This is a genomic window from Pseudogemmobacter sp. W21_MBD1_M6, from assembly GCF_052119585.1.
Classification (GTDB): domain Bacteria; phylum Pseudomonadota; class Alphaproteobacteria; order Rhodobacterales; family Rhodobacteraceae; genus JBGQOJ01.
Genome location: NZ_JBGQOJ010000001.1, coordinates 1 through 14,364, shown reverse-complemented (window position 1 = coordinate 14,364; position 14,364 = coordinate 1). Strand labels below are relative to the sequence as shown.

The following is a 14,364-nucleotide window of genomic DNA, read 5'->3' as shown; positions in this document are numbered from 1 at the left end:
GAAACAGGGTCAAAACGGGGGGCACAGCGGATGCAGAAACCATGCACAAACCATGCGGGTCAGGGGCGCGGGTGTCGCGCGTGGCAACCCGTGGCATCAGACCCTCTCGATGATGGTGGCGGCACCCATGCCGGAGGCGATGCAAAGCGTGGCAAGACCGACGCCCTTGCCGGTGCGTTCCAGCTCGTCCAGCAATGTGCCGATGATCATCGCGCCGGTCGCGCCCAAGGGGTGGCCCATTGCGATGGATCCGCCGTTGACGTTGACCTTCGAGGCGTCGACATCGAACGCCTGCATAAAGCGCAGCACGACCGAGGCGAAGGCCTCGTTCACCTCGAACAGGTCGATGTCCGAAATCGCCATGCCGTGATCCTTCAGGATCTTTTCGGTCACCGGCACGGGGCCGGTCAGCATGATCGTCGGATCGGTGCCGATCTTTGCGGTGGCGCGGATGCGGGCGCGGGGCGTCAGCCCGTATTTCTCGCCGAATTCCTTGTTGCCGATCAGCACGGCGGCGGACCCGTCGACGATGCCCGACGAGTTGCCGGCGTGATGGATGTGGTTGATCCGCTCCAGATGCGGGTATTTCATCAGCGCGATCTTGTCGAAGCCGGGCATGACCTCGCCCATATCCTTGAACGAGGCCTTCAACGCGCCCAGCGACTGCATGTCGGTCTGGGGGCGCATGAATTCGTCATGGTCCAGAATGACCAGCCCGTTGATGTCGCGCACGGTGACGATGGACCGGGCAAAGCGGTTGTCGTCCCACGCGGCCTTGGCGCGGCGCTGGCTTTCGACGGCAAGCGCGTCGGCATCATCGCGGGTGAACCCGTATTCGGTGGCGATAAGATCGGCGGAGATGCCCTGCGGCACGAAATAGGTGTTCATCGCGATCGAGGGATCGACCGCAATCGCCGCCCCGTCAGACCCCATGGCGACGCGGCCCATCATTTCGACGCCGCCCGCGATATAGGCCATGCCCGCGCCACCCCGGATCTGGTTGGCGGCGATGTTCACCGCCTCCATCCCGCTGGCACAAAAGCGGTTGATCGCAAGGCCGGGAATGGATTGGTCAAGGTCAGAGGCCAGAACGGCGGTCCGCGCAAGGCAGCCGCCCTGTTCGCCGACCTGCGTGACGTTGCCCCAAATGACATCCTCGACCGCGTGGCCGGTCAGGTTGTTGCGGTCCTTGACCGCGTTCAGCATCTGGGCGGACAGGCGCGCGCTGGTCACCTCGTGCAAGCTTCCGTCGGGGCGGCCCTTGCCACGCGGAGAGCGCACAGCGTCGTAAATATAGGCTTCGGTCATCATGGTCTCCTTCAGGCGCGGTCGGCGGGCGATCCGGGCATCAGATCATAGGGGTGTTTCCAACCGGGGGTGGCGGCGATGTTGTCCAGCCAGCGGTCGACATTGGGCCAGTCCTTGCGGTCGAAACCAAAGGGCTCGGGGTAGAACAGATAGCCGCAACAGGCCACGTCGGCGATGGTGATCGCATCGCCCACCAACCAGTCGCGCCCTTCGAGGGCTGCATTCAGAACGCCGTAGCTGGCCTGAAGCCGCCCCTGATTGAAGGCGATGACCTCTGCCGGGCGCTTGTCCTCTGGCATGAAATTCATCAGGAAACGGGTCATCCCCGCCACGCCGCTAAGCTTGTGGTTGTCCCACAGCACCCAGCGCAGAATGTCGCGACGCTCGTTCGCACTACGCCCGCCCAGCTTGCCGGTTTTGGACGCGGCGTAATCCTGAATCATGCCCGATTGTGACAGCGTGACATCGCCGTCGACCATGACCGGCACCTCGCCCATGACGTTCAGCGCGCGGAACTCGGGGGTGCGGGTCTCGCCGTTGAAAAAGTCTACAAAGACTGGCTCCCATTCCATGCCGGTCAGGGTCAGGGTCAGGGCTGCCTTATAGGCGTTGCCGCTTTCGCCGAAGCAATACAGTTTGATGGTCATATGCGCCTCATCCCGAAGATGCGCCCGTGATTGGTCGGGCATTTGAGTATTTTTGCCGAGAAGAATGGCAAAACCTATTTTTGTAACCGGGCGTTAACCTTAACGCGCCAGTGTCGCGGGTGCGGTACAGGCTGGAGAGCCGATGACCGCCCGAGGAGACGCCCCGTTGTTCCGCCCGGTTCGATGTGACCTTGCAGGGGCCGGATGACGGGGCGCGACTTGTTCATCTTCTCGGCAAAAATACTCTCGCCGAAGGCGTCGCGCCCCATCCGTCATTTCTTTCGGTCCGCAAGCTCTGCCTTGAACAGGGTCAGGCGGTGCGGCAGCGTGTCCTCGTTGGTGATGCTGTTGAAGTTCTCGAACAGGAACACCAGCGCTTCGTCTTGTGTGATCCCGGCCTGACCCGCGAAGGCCTGAAGTTTCCGGTAGGCGTCGTTTGTCATCGACACGGGAAAGCGGCGGGTCATACGCAGGCGTTTGGGCATTTATCCTCCTACAGGTGATGCGACGCGCGGGTGTGCCGCGCGCCGGGTGAGCCTAGAACGATGCGGCGTCCAGCGCCATGACCGTATCGGCACCTGTCTGGATCCGGGTCAGGTGCATCGCCGTCGCAGGAAGCTGCCGCGCCGTGTAATATTTGCCGGTCGCGATCTTGGTTGTGTAGAATTCGGCGTCGGCCGTGCCGTTTGCCAGCGCATCAAAGCTGGCCTTTGCCATCCGCGCCCACATCAGCCCAAGGCAGACATGGCCCATCATGTGCATGAAGTCATAGGAACCGGACAGTGCGTTGTTCGGGTTTTTCACGCCGTTCTGCATGAAATACATGCCCGCCGCCTGTAGATCTTTGGACGCGGATTTCAGCGGGGTCAGGAAGTGCCGGTTCAGCTCTTCGTGGTCCTCGTTTTCCTTGATGTAGGTTTTCACCATGTCAAAGAAGGCCATCACATGCTTGCCGCCGTCCTGCGCCAGTTTGCGACCCACAAGGTCCAGCGCCTGCACGCCGTTGGCGCCTTCGTAGATCATGGCGATACGGGCGTCGCGGGCGAATTGGGACATGCCCCATTCCTCGATATAGCCGTGGCCGCCATAGACCTGCTGGGCGCTGATCGCGGTTTCAAAGCCCTTGTCGGTCAGAAAGCCCTTGATGACAGGGGTCATCAGCGAGATCAGGCCATCGGCGGCCTTGTCGTCGGCACGGTGCACGCGGTCGATCAGGCTGGCGCCCCAGAAGACAAAGGCGCGCGCGCCTTCGACAAAGGATTTCTGGTCCATCAGGTTGCGGCGGATGTCGGGGTGCACGATCAGCGGATCAGCGGGACCGGTCGGGTTTTCGGGGCCGGTGACGGCACGGCCCTGAAGCCGGTCCTTGGCGTAGATCACCGCGTTCTGATAGGCGGCTTCGGCCTGTGCATAGCCCTGAAGGCCGACGCCGATGCGGGCCTCGTTCATCATGGTGAACATGGCGCGCATGCCCTTATGGGCCTCGCCGATCAGGGTGCCGGTCGCGCCATCGTAGTTCATCACGCAGGTGGCGTTGCCGTGAATGCCCATTTTCTCTTCGATCTTGCCAACAGAGACCGCGTTGCGGGCGCCGAGGCTGCCGTCGTCCTTGACCATGACCTTTGGCACGATGAACAGCGACACACCCTTGATCCCCTCGGGGCCGCCCGGAATTTTGGCCAGCACAAGGTGGATTACATTGTCGGCCATGTCGTGGTCACCGGCAGAGATAAAGATCTTTTGCCCGGTGATCTTGTAGGTTCCGTCGTCCTGCGGTTCGGCCTTTGTGCGCATCAGCCCCAGATCGGTGCCGCAATGCGGCTCGGTCAGGTTCATCGTGCCGGTCCATTCACAGGTGACCATTTTGGGCAGGTAGGTTTGCTTTTGCGCGTCCGTCCCGTGGGCATGGATTGCCGAATAGGCGCCGTGGGTCAGGCCCTGATACATGTTGAAGGCCATATTGGCGCTGACGAACATCTCGCCCACCGCCGTTGCCAGCACATAAGGCATGCCCTGACCGCCATACTCGGGGTCGCAGTCCAGCGCGGTCCAGCCGCCGTCCTTCATCAGGGCGAAGGCCTCTTTGAACCCGTCGGGCGTGGTGACGACACCGTTTTCCAGACGGCACCCCTGAACGTCGCCCACCGCGTTCAGCGGGGCCAGCACGTCGCGCGACACTTTTCCCGCCTCTTCCAGAACGGCGGCGGTAAAGTCGCGTTCCAGTTCGTCATAGCCCGGTGTGCCCGAGGTTGTGACATTGAGGACCTCGTGCAGCAGGAACTGCATGTCTTTGACGGGGGCGGTGTAGGATGGCATCGGTAACTCCCTGTTCCGGTCTTAGCTGGCGGCCTTGTTCTGCTGTTGCAGCGAGGCGAGCGTTTGCCCGGCCCAGGCCAGTTGTTCCTTAAGATCGCCGATCGCCTCGCCCAGCTCTGTGTGCTGGCGTTCCATGTCCGCCAGACGGGTTTGCCCGACGGCATAGGTCTGGACCAGCTGGGTCAGTTGCTGGTCGCCCATGTCATACAGGTCCAGCAACTGGCGGATGTCTTCGAGGCTGAAGCCGAAGCGCTTGCCGCGCAGGATCAGTTTCAACCGCGCGCGATCGCGTTTGGTGAAGAGCCGCTTCTGTCCATCGCGGACCGGGAACAACAGTTCCTTCGCCTCGTAGAATCGCAAGGTGCGCGGCGTGACGTCGAACGCCTCGCACATCTCGCGGATGGTCATTTGGTGATCAGACATTATCAAGTCCTTGATGTTCACTGTTCTGACCTTCAGATGCGGATTCTGTGGCTACCCTACAAGAACAGTTGACGTTAACGTAAATGTAACGTGACGTCATTTCGGCCTTCGCGAAATCTTCGGAAAGTTGACGCTAGGGTATGCGCAATTTTATTGAGGAAACGGTCTGATCCCGTGCCTGTCGCTGGGGTGTAAAACCCCTGATCCGGGGGGCGTCAGGTCAGGGAAATCGCGGTGTCGTCGCGTAACTTTTGCAGGTCGGCGATGGTTTTTTCCAGCTGTATCTTCTGGTTTGCCAGCTCTGCCAGCTGCCTGTCGGCCAGCGTGACCCAGGCCTGCATCTGGGCGCGGTCACCGTTCTTTTCGTAGATCTCCAGCCACTGACGGATTTCTTCCAGACCGAATCCGAACCTGCGGCCGCGCAGGATAAGGGTCATCCTTGCGGATTCGCGCGGGGTGTAAAACCGGCTGCGGCCTTCTTTTTCGGGGGTCAGAAGTTCGATGTATTCATAGTAGCGCAGGGTGCGCGGCGTTACGTCGAACTTCGCGCACATTTCTTTGAATGTCAGGCGGGCGTCGGTCATGCGTCGAATGCTCCTAGAATAAGGGCAGGCTAACCACAACGCCGCAAGGGTGCAATCGGGTCGATCAAGGAAACCCCGCCATTCGCGCGAAACTGCGAAACACGTCGCGTCCAAAGGCGGGGGGCAGGCGAAGTTTGGCCTTGCGGCAGCGGTGCCCAAATTCAATAACACCTCATACCCTAACCCGATGAGTGACCCGATGACCGATCCCAAGATAAAGCTGGCGCGCCAGTTCATAGAGGCGATCCCGCATTCCCGCGCGCTGGGCATGGAGTTGACAGAGCTGGGCGCGGGGATCGCAGTGATCTCGATGGCCTATGACGCGCGGTTCGTGGGCGACCCCGAGACCGGCGTCATTCATGGCGGGGCAGTGTCCGCGCTAATGGACACCTGCGGCGGGGCGGCGGTGATGAGCCATCCGTCGGCGCCCGCCGGAACCGCCACCATCGACCTGCGCATCGACTATATGCGGCCCGCGACACCGGGCCAGCGGATCACGGCGCGGGCGGAATGCTACCACGTCACCCGCAGCGTGGCCTTTGTGCGGACCACGGCCACGGACGAGGATACCGCGCGGCCCGTGGCGACGGCAACGGGGGCCTTTACGGTGGAACGCCCGAACGGGGCCGCGACATGACCCGCAAGACGGAGCGCGGCGCACCGGAGCCGGTTCAGGTGGTCAAGCAACGGCGCGATGCGGCGCTGACGGCTTTGGTGGATGGCGTGCCCTACATTCAGTTTCTGGGTATCGGGTTCGACCGCCGCGGAGACGAGCTGACCGCCACTCTGCCCTTTGATCAAAAGCTGATCGGCAACCCGATGATCCCGGCCATTCACGGTGGCGTCACAGCGGCCTTTCTGGAGGTTGCGGCGATCATCGAGCTGTCGTGGTCGATGATGTGGGAGGATGTCGAGAGCGGCAGGTTCGATGTGGCCAGCCTCAGCGCGGGCGACCTGCCGCGGCTGCCGAAAACGATTGATTTCACGGTGGACTACCTGCGATCGGGGCTGCCGCGCGATGCCTATGCGCGGGCGCGGGTGAACCGCGTCGGGCGGCGCTATGCCAGTGTGCATGTCGAGGCGTGGCAGGACAACAAGACACGGATGTTCGCGCAGGCCACGGGGCATTTCCTGATGCCTGACAGGGATGAGTAAGCACCCGCGCCTGCCGCTGACCCATGCGCGGGTGCTGCGGCTGGCCATTCCCATTGTGTTGTCGAACGCGACGGTGCCAATTCTGGGGGCGGTGGATACCGGCGTTGTCGGGCAGATGGGATTGGCCGCGCCGATTGGTGCTGTGGGGATAGGCGCGGTTATTCTAAGCGCGATCTACTGGATTTTCGGGTTTCTGCGGATGGGCACGACCGGCCTTGCCGCGCAGGCGCACGGGGCGGGCGATACGGGTGAAGTGGCCGCGCTTTTGACCCGCGCGCTGATGATCGGTTTTGCGGCCGGGGCAATCCTGATCGCGGTGCAATCCTTGGTGTTTGCGGGGGCCTTTCGCCTGTCGCCCGCCACACCCGAGGTCGAGGCGATGGCCCGCGAGTATATGCAGATCCGCATCTTCTCGGCCCCGGCGGCGATCGGGCTTTATGGTATCACCGGCTGGCTGATCGCGGCAGAGCGCACGCGGGCGGTTCTGGTGATGCAGCTGTGGATGAACGGGCTGAACATCGCGCTGGATCTATGGTTCGTGCTGGGCCTTGGCTGGGGCGTGGGCGGCGTGGCCTTTGCGACGTTCCTTGCGGAATGGACCGGTCTGGCGCTGGGCCTTTATCTGTGCCGCGCGGCGTTTCAGGTGCCTGCATGGCGCGATTGGGCGCGGGTGTTCGACCGGATCAAGCTGCGGCGCATGGCGCAGGTGAATTCCGACATCCTGATCCGGTCGGTGATATTGCAGGCGATGTTCGTGTCGTTTTTGTTTTTCGGCGCGGATTTCGGCAATGTGCCCTTGGCGGCGAACCAGATTCTGCTGCAGTTTCTACAGATCACCGCCTATGCGCTGGACGGGTTCGCCTTTGCCGCAGAGGCCTTTGTGGGGCAGGCGCTGGGCGCGGGGGCACGGGCGGACCTGCGGCGCGGAGCGTTGTTGACCAGCCTTTGGGGTGTGCTGGCGGTTTGCGTCATGGCGGTCTGTTTCGCGCTGTTCGGCGGGGCAATCATCGACACGATGACCACGGCAGAGCCTGTGCGGGCCGAGGCGCGTATCTATCTGGTCTACATGGTTTTCGCCCCCGTTCTGGGCGTTGCGGCATGGATGTTCGACGGCATTTTCATCGGCGCCACCCGCACCAGGGACATGCGCAACATGATGGCGTTGTCCTTTGTGGTCTATTGCGTGGCGGTGGCGATTTTGATGCCCGCCTTCGGCAACCACGGGCTTTGGGTGGCGTTCCTGATCAGCTTTGTCGCGCGGGGGGTGACGCTGGCGCTGAAATACCCGTCGCTGGAGGCTGGCGTGGCGCAGTAGCGATGCGAAAGGATCACAGCCAGTCGGCGCGCCCTGTTCCGACGGCATCCGCAACTGTGGCGAACCCGTCGCGCATCAATAGGGCGTCTAGTTCATGCGCTATTTCCGCCGCCAACGACAAGCCGCCATATATCAATGCGGTGTATAGCTGCACGGCAGAGGCGCCCGCGCGGATCTTCGCATAGGCTTGCTGCGCGGTCGAAATTCCGCCGACACCGATCAGCGGGATCGCCCCGTCGGTCAATTCGGACAGTTGGGCCAGAATGCGGGTCGATTTCTCGAACAAAGGCGCGCCGGACAGGCCGCCGGTCTGGGTTTTATGCGGGCTGGTCAACCCGTCGCGCGACAGGGTGGTGTTCGTTGCGATGATCGCGTCAAGGCCGCTTTCCTTTGCGACCTCGGCAATCTCGGCCAGTTCGTCGTGTGTCAGATCGGGGGCGATTTTCAGGAAGATCGGGATGTGCCGTGCAAGACCGGCCCGCGTTTCCATCACGCCAGCCAAAAGCGCGGAGAGCGCGGCGCGGCCCTGCAGATCGCGCAGCTTTTCGGTGTTGGGCGATGACACGTTGACCGTTGCGAAATCCACATGGCGGCCACAGCACGCCAGCACCCGGGCAAAATCGGCAGCGCGGTCGGTGCTGTCCTTGTTCGCGCCAAGGTTCAGGCCGATCACGGCGTCCCTGGGGCGAAGGGCAAGGTGGGCGGCGATCGCCTCCATCCCCTGATTGTTGAAGCCAAAGCGGTTGATGGCGGCGCGGTCCGGCGTCAGGCGGAACAGGCGCGGTTTGGGGTTGCCCGATTGCGGGCGCGGCGTGGCTGCGCCCACCTCGATAAAGCCGAAACCGGCGCGCGACAGCGGCCCCAGAGCCTCGGCGTTCTTGTCGAAGCCAGCGGCAAGGCCAACGGGGTTGGGCAGGGCAAGCCCCGCCAGCGTGGTAGCCAGACGCGGCGAGGTTACCGGACCCGCCAAGGGCACAAGGCCCAGTTTCAATGCGCGAATCGACAGGCCATGCGCGACCTCGGGGTCAAAACGGTGCAGGGCGGCAAGGCCGAGGGTCTCGATCAACTTCACAGCATCGGTTCCGGAAATTCATGGGCACCGTTCACCAACGGCAGCAGCGCGTGCCACAGCACGTCATCCATCCGAAGGTTACGGTAGAGATGCGGGAATTCGGCCCCGCCGCGCGACACTTCCCATTTCAGGTCATCGCCAAGCCTGTCCGTCTCCAGCGCCAGAAGCACCAGATCCGCCTCGGCCGCAAAATGTTTCGCCGCAGTTTCGGCGGCCTGTGTGGCGGTCGAAAAATGCACATAGCCATCGGCCAGATCGACAGGTGCACCGGCGGTTTCGCCCTGCGCCTGCAACGCTGCCCATTCGGGCGCGCGGAATATCTTGTAAATAAGCATGGCCTCCACATGCCCTGTGCCCGAATTCCGGTCAAGGGGGCAGGTGTCATGGCGCTGTTATCGGCGCACGTTACGTCACCTTGCGTATCTTCTTTGACTCGCACGGAATGTCGCGCCAGTCTGAGACATCAACAACAGGGGGACCCCAGATGTTCGTAAAATTCATGACCTCGGCAGCAGTGCTTGCCCTAACGGCGGGCGCGGCATCGGCCGATTATTCGCTGACCATCCTGCACACCAACGATTTCCATGCGCGGTTCGAGCCGATCAGCAAGTACGATGCGCCCTGCTCTGCCGAGGAGAATACCGACGGCAAATGCTTTGGCGGATCCGCGCGTCTGGTGACGGCCGTCGAAGAAGCGCGCAAGCGCAGCAACAACTCTATCCTTGTGGATGGCGGCGACCAGTTCCAAGGCACGCTGTTCTACACCTATTACAAGGGCAAGGTCGCGGCCGAGATGATGAACAAATTGGCCTATGACGCGATGACCGTGGGCAACCATGAATTCGACGACGGCCCCGAGGTGCTGCGCGGCTTCATGGATGCGGTGGCCTTCCCGGTTCTGATGTCGAACGCCGATGTCTCGGGCGAGCCGATGCTGGCGGGCAAGCTGGCCAAGTCGGCGATCATCGAACGGGGCGGCGAAAAGATCGGTCTGATCGGCCTGACACCGCAAGACACCGACGAACTGGCCTCTCCCGGCAAGAACGTGATCTTTACCGATCCGTCCGAGGCAGTGCAGGGCGAGGTGGACAAACTGACAGCCGAGGGCGTGACCAAGATCATCGTGCTGTCCCACTCGGGGTTCGGCGTGGATAAAGAGGTTGCGGCCAAGACCACAGGCGTCGATGTGATCGTCGGCGGCCACACCAACACGCTGTTGTCCAACACCATCGAAGGGGCGGTCGATATCTATCCGGTCATGGTCGGCGACACGGCCATCGTCAGCGCCTATGCCTACGGCAAGTTCCTTGGAGAGCTGAACGTCACGTTCAACGATGCGGGCGTCATCACCGAGGCGAAGGGCGAGCCGCTGATCCTTGACGGTGTCGTGGTCGAAGACGCGAGCACAAAGGATCGCATCGCAGAGCTGGCCGTCCCTCTGGAGGAGATCCGCCAAAAGGTCGTTGCCACGACCTCGGCGATGATCGAGGGCAGCCGCGACATCTGCCGCGTGCAGGAATGCGCCATGGGCAACCTCGTGGCGGACGCGATGCTGGCGCGGGTCAGGGATCAGGGCATCCAGATCGCGATTGCCAACTCGGGCGGTCTGCGGTCGTCGATTGATGCGGGTGACGTGACCATGGGCGAGGTGCTGACCGTGCTGCCGTTCCAGAACACGCTTTCGACGTTTCAGGTCACCGGTGCGGATGTTCTGGCCGCGCTGGAAAACGGCGTCAGTCAGGTGGAAGAGGTCGCAGGGCGCTTCCCTCAGGTGGCGGGCCTGACCTTTGCATGGGATGCGGCCGCCCCCGCCGGCAGCCGGATCGCGGATGTGATGGTGAAAGAGGGCGACGCCTTTGTGCCGCTTGATCTGACCCGAACCTATGGCCTTGTGTCGAACAACTATGTCCGTAACGGCGGCGACGGCTTCAAGATGTTCGTCAATGCGTCGAACGTCTACGACTTCGGTCCTGATCTTGCCGATGTAACGGCCGAGTATATGGCCGCCAATGGGGCCTATACGCCCTATACCGATGGCCGGATCGTGAAGAAGTAGACGCCAAAGACGCCTCCGGCGGGAGTATTTGGACCGAGAAGATATACACAGGTTCTTTTTGGCTTAAATATCCCTGCCGGAGGCAAAACCCGAGGACCCGCAGGGTCCGAGACAAAGAAACAACGCCGCCAGGCGTTTCCTTTTATCAACGGACCCGATCCATGCCCGACGCCCCCGGCCAGACCCCGCACTACGAACGGCTTTGGCCGACGCTTTTCATGTCGATGCGATTGCCGGGGGCTGAGGCGGCCAATCCGGTCATCGCCCAACATCTGCTGGCGGCAGACAAGGCAAGCGCCGATTTGACCGGTGATTATCTGAAGGGCGACCTTCTGGAGGCCAAACATCCGGCGTTCGCCTGGTTGAAGCAGTGCATCGAGCGGGCCGTTGTGGACTATGCCCGGACCGCTGGCATCACCTATGATCTGACATGGGCTTTGCAGGCATGGCCCAACGTCAACCTGAAGGGCGATTACCACAACCTGCACAACCATCCGCATTCCTGGCTGTCGGGCACCTATTACGTTGCTATGCCGGATCAGACCGGCGCGACCCACCGGACCGATCTGAACCCCGGCGCGATCAGCTTTTACGATCCTCGACCACAGGCGAACATGAACGCCATTCTGGGTGATGGTCAATTCGACCCCGAGCACCGCAAACTGCCGCGCGCGGGCGATCTGTTCTTGTGGCCGTCGTTTCTGCACCATCTGGTGCATCCCAATATGGTGGACGATCCGCGCATTTCGATTTCGTTCAACGTGGTTCTGCGTTGGAAAGACGCCTATGTCGGGCTTTAGAGCGTGTTGCGCACCGTCGTCCTCATCGAGCGCAACACGCTTTAGTCGACCGATCCGTGGACGGCGAAACTGTCCAGCTCGGCGCTTTGGGCTGCGATGGTGCGGTATTCTTCGCGCACGCCCGTTGCGGTCAGCTCGCGTGTGACAACCAGCAAGGTGTTGTCGGCCTGATCTTCGCACATCTCGCGCATATGCAGCAGTTCTGCCTCGGCGACGGGGCGGGCCGCCGCGATGCTCGGTGCGCCGAAATCAGCCACGAATTTTTCGGCCAGCGCAAGGGTCAGCGCCTCCAGTTCCAATTCGGTGATCGGCGTGACCGCGACAAAGGTCGCACGGCCAAAGCTTTCGACCGACAGCCAGCCATTGGCAAAGGCCTGACGGGCCTTGCCGGTCAGGTCATCCTCTGTCCAGTTCGAGAACTCGAACGCGCCGGAGATGGCCCATTCTCCCATATCCGCCGGGGAGGCAAAGACGTTGCCGTCGGACTGATCCAGCCGGATGGTGCGGGCAAGTTTCATCAAACCTCCTGACAGGCGTAAAGCGGGATCACCCGCGTGCCCGACGCGTCGCGCAACAGCATGTTGCCGTATTCATCAAGCCCCATGAAGGTGCCGGTTTCGGGCATGGTGACCTCTTGTCCAAGGGTGTCGCACTTGCCGCTCCACGCGCGATGCAAGGGTTCCAGCCCTTCGTTCATGAACTGGTGCAGCCAGACCAGCATGTGCCGCGACCAGCTTTCAATCAGCATCGCGGCGGTCAGGTCGGTGCAGCCCTCGTCATAAAGCGTGGTTTCGTCCGGGGTGACGCCCGGTTCCAGATTGCGAACGGGCAGCAGCGGCACGTCGATGCCGATCACCAGCCAGTCGGGTTCCTGTGCGCCATCGCGCGTCGAGGCGGCATAGCGCATGTGGCCGCACATGGCCCCGTTCACCTTGATCCGGTCAGGCCAGACGAAATGCACGGCGACCTCTGGCGGGCCAAGCGCGCCCAGACTGTCGGCAAAGCCAAGTTGTGCGGCATAGGCGGCCCCCATCGCTTTTTGCAGCGGCATCTCGGGGGCCAGAATCACCGCAACCCTGAAGTTTGTGGTGTCTTCAGACCATAGGATCAGGCCGGGGTCGGTGCCCTGCGTGGCGCTGTTGACCGCCTTGAGAAACGGGTCGGCATGGGCGGGAACGCTTTCGCCGCGCAACAGGGGCGGAAAGGTGGGGGTGTCGGGCGTGCTCATTCGAACAGCCCTGCGGCCTCTAGCGTGTCAACCAGATCAAAGAAGGCCTTGGCCTGCGGGCTGTCGGGTTTCGACACCACCAAAGGCGCACCGCCGTCGCTGGCTATGCGGATCTCCAGGTCCAGCGGGATTTCCCCGAGGAACGGCAGGCCCAGCTTTTCCGCCTCGGCGCGGGCGCCCCCGTGTCCGAAGGGATGGTGCACCTTGCCGCAGCCGTCACAGACGAACGAGGCCATGTTCTCGATCAGGCCGTAGATCGGCACGTTCAGGCGTTTGAACATATCGATGCCCTTGCGCGCATCCAGAAGCGCGATGTCCTGCGGGGTCGACACGATGATCGCGCCGGCCACATCGACCTTCTGGCTGAGGGTCATCTGGACGTCGCCGGTGCCGGGGGGCAGATCGACGATCAGCACGTCCAGCTTGCCCCATTGCACCTGCCCCAGCATCTGCTGCAAGGCGCCCATCAGCATCGGGCCGCGCCAGACGATCGCCTCGTCCTCGGCGACCATCAGGCCCAGCGACATCAGCGTGACGCCGTGGTTGCGCAAAGGCAGGATGGTGGTGCCGTCGGGGCTGGACGGGCGGCCGGAGACCCCCAGCATGCGCGGCTGGCTGGGGCCGTAGACATCGGCGTCCAACAGGCCGACGCGCTTGCCCTTTGCCGCCATCGCGACCGCAAGGTTCGAAGCGACGGTGGATTTGCCGACGCCGCCCTTGCCAGAGGCCACGGCGATGATCTTTTTCACGCCGGCTGGCAGGTTCGGCCCTGCGGGTTTCGCGGGGATCGGTTTGGGCGGGGTGGGGGCATGGCTGTGGCCGTGGTCGTGATTGTGGGCCGTGGGGATCTTCAGGCTTGGCATTGGCGGCGGGGTGCGTTTGGCTGTGCCCTCGGCGGCGTGGGCGGTCATGATGACCGTCACGCTTGCCACGCCTTCGACCGCTTCGGCGGCCTTTTGGGCGGCGGCGCGCAGCGGTTCCATGGCGTTCCCGCGGGCGGCGTCCACCTCTAGGATAAAGTTCACTTTGCCGTTCTCGACTGTCAGGCTTTTGACCTGTCCGGTGCTGACGATATCCTTGCCCCTTGAGGGGTCAATAACGCCCGCCAGTGCTGCCAGAACGGCCTCTTGCGTCACAGTGCTCATGCATCGCCCTTGATCTGGATTTTGCCGGTCACGTCATGGGTCAGGTCAAGGGCCGCGCATGTCAGCGTGACCTTCACGTCGACGCTGTCTGCGGTCAGGCTGCCATCGGCGACGGCGGCGCGCACGGCCTCCTCGATTTTCTGCTGCGAGGTGACCCCGACTGTTTTCAGGAACTTGCGCATCGACAGGTTGAAGGTTTCGTCATTCATGGGTCGTTCTCCTCGATGGTCGGCAATCTGGGGGTAGGGGGGGGGGGGGGGGGGGGGGGGGGGGGGGGGGGGGGGGGGGGGGGGGGGGGGGGGGGGGGGGGGGGGG

The 14,364-nt window shown here is 62.7% G+C and carries 17 protein-coding genes; 5 read left to right on the top strand and 12 right to left on the bottom strand.

The annotated features are described in order from the left end of the window. Positions 1-96: 96 nt before the first annotated feature. From ACEN2R_RS00085 to ACEN2R_RS00060, 6 genes are all read right to left on the bottom strand, one after another. A complete protein-coding gene (locus ACEN2R_RS00085; RefSeq protein WP_442037955.1) occupies positions 97-1,308 on the bottom strand; it encodes an acetyl-CoA C-acetyltransferase in 1,212 nt (403 codons plus the stop codon). An 11-nt stretch (positions 1,309-1,319) separates the two neighbouring features. Then, complete coding sequence (locus ACEN2R_RS00080) at positions 1,320-1,955, bottom strand: glutathione S-transferase family protein (RefSeq protein WP_442037953.1); 636 nt, start codon at positions 1,953-1,955, stop codon at positions 1,320-1,322. A gap of 272 nt (positions 1,956-2,227) precedes the next feature. After that, complete coding sequence (locus tag ACEN2R_RS00075) at positions 2,228-2,440, bottom strand: hypothetical protein (RefSeq protein WP_442037951.1); 213 nt, start codon at positions 2,438-2,440, stop codon at positions 2,228-2,230. A gap of 52 nt (positions 2,441-2,492) precedes the next feature. Continuing rightward, positions 2,493-4,271 carry an acyl-CoA dehydrogenase C-terminal domain-containing protein gene (locus ACEN2R_RS00070; RefSeq protein WP_442037950.1) on the bottom strand — a complete coding sequence of 593 codons (1,779 nt, stop codon included), beginning with the start codon at positions 4,269-4,271 and terminating at the stop codon, positions 2,493-2,495. Positions 4,272-4,292: 21 nt separating this feature from the next. Continuing rightward, positions 4,293-4,694: a MerR family transcriptional regulator gene (locus ACEN2R_RS00065; protein ID WP_442037948.1), complete on the bottom strand. Its 402-nt coding sequence runs from the start codon at positions 4,692-4,694 to the stop codon at positions 4,293-4,295. Between the two features lie 215 nt (positions 4,695-4,909). Continuing rightward, positions 4,910-5,278 carry a MerR family transcriptional regulator gene (locus tag ACEN2R_RS00060; RefSeq protein ID WP_442037946.1) on the bottom strand — a complete coding sequence of 123 codons (369 nt, stop codon included), beginning with the start codon at positions 5,276-5,278 and terminating at the stop codon, positions 4,910-4,912. A gap of 199 nt (positions 5,279-5,477) precedes the next feature. Between ACEN2R_RS00060 and ACEN2R_RS00055 the strand changes: the two genes are divergently transcribed. The 3 genes from ACEN2R_RS00055 to ACEN2R_RS00045 are packed head-to-tail and all read left to right on the top strand — an operon-like array spanning position 5,478 to position 7,748. Beyond that, positions 5,478-5,915: a PaaI family thioesterase gene (locus ACEN2R_RS00055; RefSeq protein ID WP_442037944.1), complete on the top strand. Its 438-nt coding sequence runs from the start codon at positions 5,478-5,480 to the stop codon at positions 5,913-5,915. Beyond that, positions 5,912-6,433: a PaaI family thioesterase gene (locus ACEN2R_RS00050; protein ID WP_442037942.1), complete on the top strand. Its 522-nt coding sequence runs from the start codon at positions 5,912-5,914 to the stop codon at positions 6,431-6,433. Before ACEN2R_RS00055 ends, ACEN2R_RS00050 begins: the two co-directional genes overlap by 4 nt. Further along, positions 6,426-7,748: an MATE family efflux transporter gene (locus ACEN2R_RS00045; protein WP_442037940.1), complete on the top strand. Its 1,323-nt coding sequence runs from the start codon at positions 6,426-6,428 to the stop codon at positions 7,746-7,748. Before ACEN2R_RS00050 ends, ACEN2R_RS00045 begins: the two co-directional genes overlap by 8 nt. Before the next feature lie 13 nt (positions 7,749-7,761). Here the strand turns inward: ACEN2R_RS00045 and ACEN2R_RS00040 are convergent, their stop codons facing one another. Together ACEN2R_RS00040 and ACEN2R_RS00035 are read right to left on the bottom strand one after the other, a co-directional pair. Then, entirely contained in the window at positions 7,762-8,820 is a 1,059-nt protein-coding gene (locus ACEN2R_RS00040; protein WP_442037938.1) for a quinone-dependent dihydroorotate dehydrogenase, read from the bottom strand. After that, positions 8,817-9,155: a DUF952 domain-containing protein gene (locus ACEN2R_RS00035; protein WP_442037937.1), complete on the bottom strand. Its 339-nt coding sequence runs from the start codon at positions 9,153-9,155 to the stop codon at positions 8,817-8,819. Before ACEN2R_RS00035 ends, ACEN2R_RS00040 begins: the two co-directional genes overlap by 4 nt. Positions 9,156-9,304: 149 nt before the next feature. Between ACEN2R_RS00035 and ACEN2R_RS00030 the strand changes: the two genes are divergently transcribed. Together ACEN2R_RS00030 and ACEN2R_RS00025 are read left to right on the top strand one after the other, a co-directional pair. Further along, positions 9,305-10,876, top strand: coding sequence for a bifunctional metallophosphatase/5'-nucleotidase (locus tag ACEN2R_RS00030; RefSeq protein ID WP_442037935.1), 1,572 nt, complete (start codon positions 9,305-9,307; stop codon positions 10,874-10,876). A gap of 161 nt (positions 10,877-11,037) precedes the next feature. Continuing rightward, complete coding sequence (locus tag ACEN2R_RS00025; RefSeq protein WP_442037933.1) at positions 11,038-11,676, top strand: 2OG-Fe(II) oxygenase family protein; 639 nt, start codon at positions 11,038-11,040, stop codon at positions 11,674-11,676. Positions 11,677-11,717: 41 nt separating this feature from the next. Here the strand turns inward: ACEN2R_RS00025 and ACEN2R_RS00020 are convergent, their stop codons facing one another. From ACEN2R_RS00020 to ACEN2R_RS00005, 4 genes are read right to left on the bottom strand one after another with little or no spacing between them, the layout of a single operon-like run. Then, the gene (locus tag ACEN2R_RS00020; RefSeq protein ID WP_442037931.1) at positions 11,718-12,194 is read right to left on the bottom strand and encodes a DUF6505 family protein; all 477 of its coding nucleotides are present in this window, start codon (positions 12,192-12,194) and stop codon (positions 11,718-11,720) included. Continuing rightward, on the bottom strand, positions 12,194-12,904 hold the full coding sequence (locus ACEN2R_RS00015; RefSeq protein WP_442037929.1) for a biotin/lipoate--protein ligase family protein: 711 nt from the start codon (positions 12,902-12,904) through the stop codon (positions 12,194-12,196). The genes ACEN2R_RS00020 and ACEN2R_RS00015 overlap by 1 nt, the downstream gene beginning before the upstream one ends. Further along, entirely contained in the window at positions 12,901-14,049 is a 1,149-nt protein-coding gene (locus ACEN2R_RS00010) for an Mrp/NBP35 family ATP-binding protein (RefSeq protein ID WP_442037927.1), read from the bottom strand. Before ACEN2R_RS00010 ends, ACEN2R_RS00015 begins: the two co-directional genes overlap by 4 nt. Beyond that, positions 14,046-14,258, bottom strand: a complete 213-nt coding sequence (locus tag ACEN2R_RS00005) for a DUF6494 family protein (RefSeq protein ID WP_442037925.1) — start codon at positions 14,256-14,258, stop codon at positions 14,046-14,048. Before ACEN2R_RS00005 ends, ACEN2R_RS00010 begins: the two co-directional genes overlap by 4 nt. Positions 14,259-14,364: the final 106 nt, after the last annotated feature.

What these genes read in the sequence shown, in the direction of transcription:
- ACEN2R_RS00025 (WP_442037933.1), top strand. Translation starts at nt 11,038, where the DNA reads ATGCCCGACGCCCCCGGCCAGACCCCGCACTACGAACGGCTTTGGCCG.
- ACEN2R_RS00010 (WP_442037927.1), bottom strand. Translation starts at nt 14,049, where the DNA reads ATGAGCACTGTGACGCAAGAGGCCGTTCTGGCAGCACTGGCGGGCGTT.
- ACEN2R_RS00005 (WP_442037925.1), bottom strand. Translation starts at nt 14,258, where the DNA reads ATGAATGACGAAACCTTCAACCTGTCGATGCGCAAGTTCCTGAAAACA.
- ACEN2R_RS00080 (WP_442037953.1), bottom strand. Translation starts at nt 1,955, where the DNA reads ATGACCATCAAACTGTATTGCTTCGGCGAAAGCGGCAACGCCTATAAG.
- ACEN2R_RS00030 (WP_442037935.1), top strand. Translation starts at nt 9,305, where the DNA reads ATGTTCGTAAAATTCATGACCTCGGCAGCAGTGCTTGCCCTAACGGCG.
- ACEN2R_RS00015 (WP_442037929.1), bottom strand. Translation starts at nt 12,904, where the DNA reads ATGAGCACGCCCGACACCCCCACCTTTCCGCCCCTGTTGCGCGGCGAA.
- ACEN2R_RS00045 (WP_442037940.1), top strand. Translation starts at nt 6,426, where the DNA reads ATGAGTAAGCACCCGCGCCTGCCGCTGACCCATGCGCGGGTGCTGCGG.
- ACEN2R_RS00070 (WP_442037950.1), bottom strand. Translation starts at nt 4,271, where the DNA reads ATGCCATCCTACACCGCCCCCGTCAAAGACATGCAGTTCCTGCTGCAC.
- ACEN2R_RS00075 (WP_442037951.1), bottom strand. Translation starts at nt 2,440, where the DNA reads ATGCCCAAACGCCTGCGTATGACCCGCCGCTTTCCCGTGTCGATGACA.
- ACEN2R_RS00020 (WP_442037931.1), bottom strand. Translation starts at nt 12,194, where the DNA reads ATGAAACTTGCCCGCACCATCCGGCTGGATCAGTCCGACGGCAACGTC.
- ACEN2R_RS00085 (WP_442037955.1), bottom strand. Translation starts at nt 1,308, where the DNA reads ATGACCGAAGCCTATATTTACGACGCTGTGCGCTCTCCGCGTGGCAAG.
- ACEN2R_RS00055 (WP_442037944.1), top strand. Translation starts at nt 5,478, where the DNA reads ATGACCGATCCCAAGATAAAGCTGGCGCGCCAGTTCATAGAGGCGATC.
- ACEN2R_RS00065 (WP_442037948.1), bottom strand. Translation starts at nt 4,694, where the DNA reads ATGTCTGATCACCAAATGACCATCCGCGAGATGTGCGAGGCGTTCGAC.
- ACEN2R_RS00035 (WP_442037937.1), bottom strand. Translation starts at nt 9,155, where the DNA reads ATGCTTATTTACAAGATATTCCGCGCGCCCGAATGGGCAGCGTTGCAG.
- ACEN2R_RS00050 (WP_442037942.1), top strand. Translation starts at nt 5,912, where the DNA reads ATGACCCGCAAGACGGAGCGCGGCGCACCGGAGCCGGTTCAGGTGGTC.
- ACEN2R_RS00060 (WP_442037946.1), bottom strand. Translation starts at nt 5,278, where the DNA reads ATGACCGACGCCCGCCTGACATTCAAAGAAATGTGCGCGAAGTTCGAC.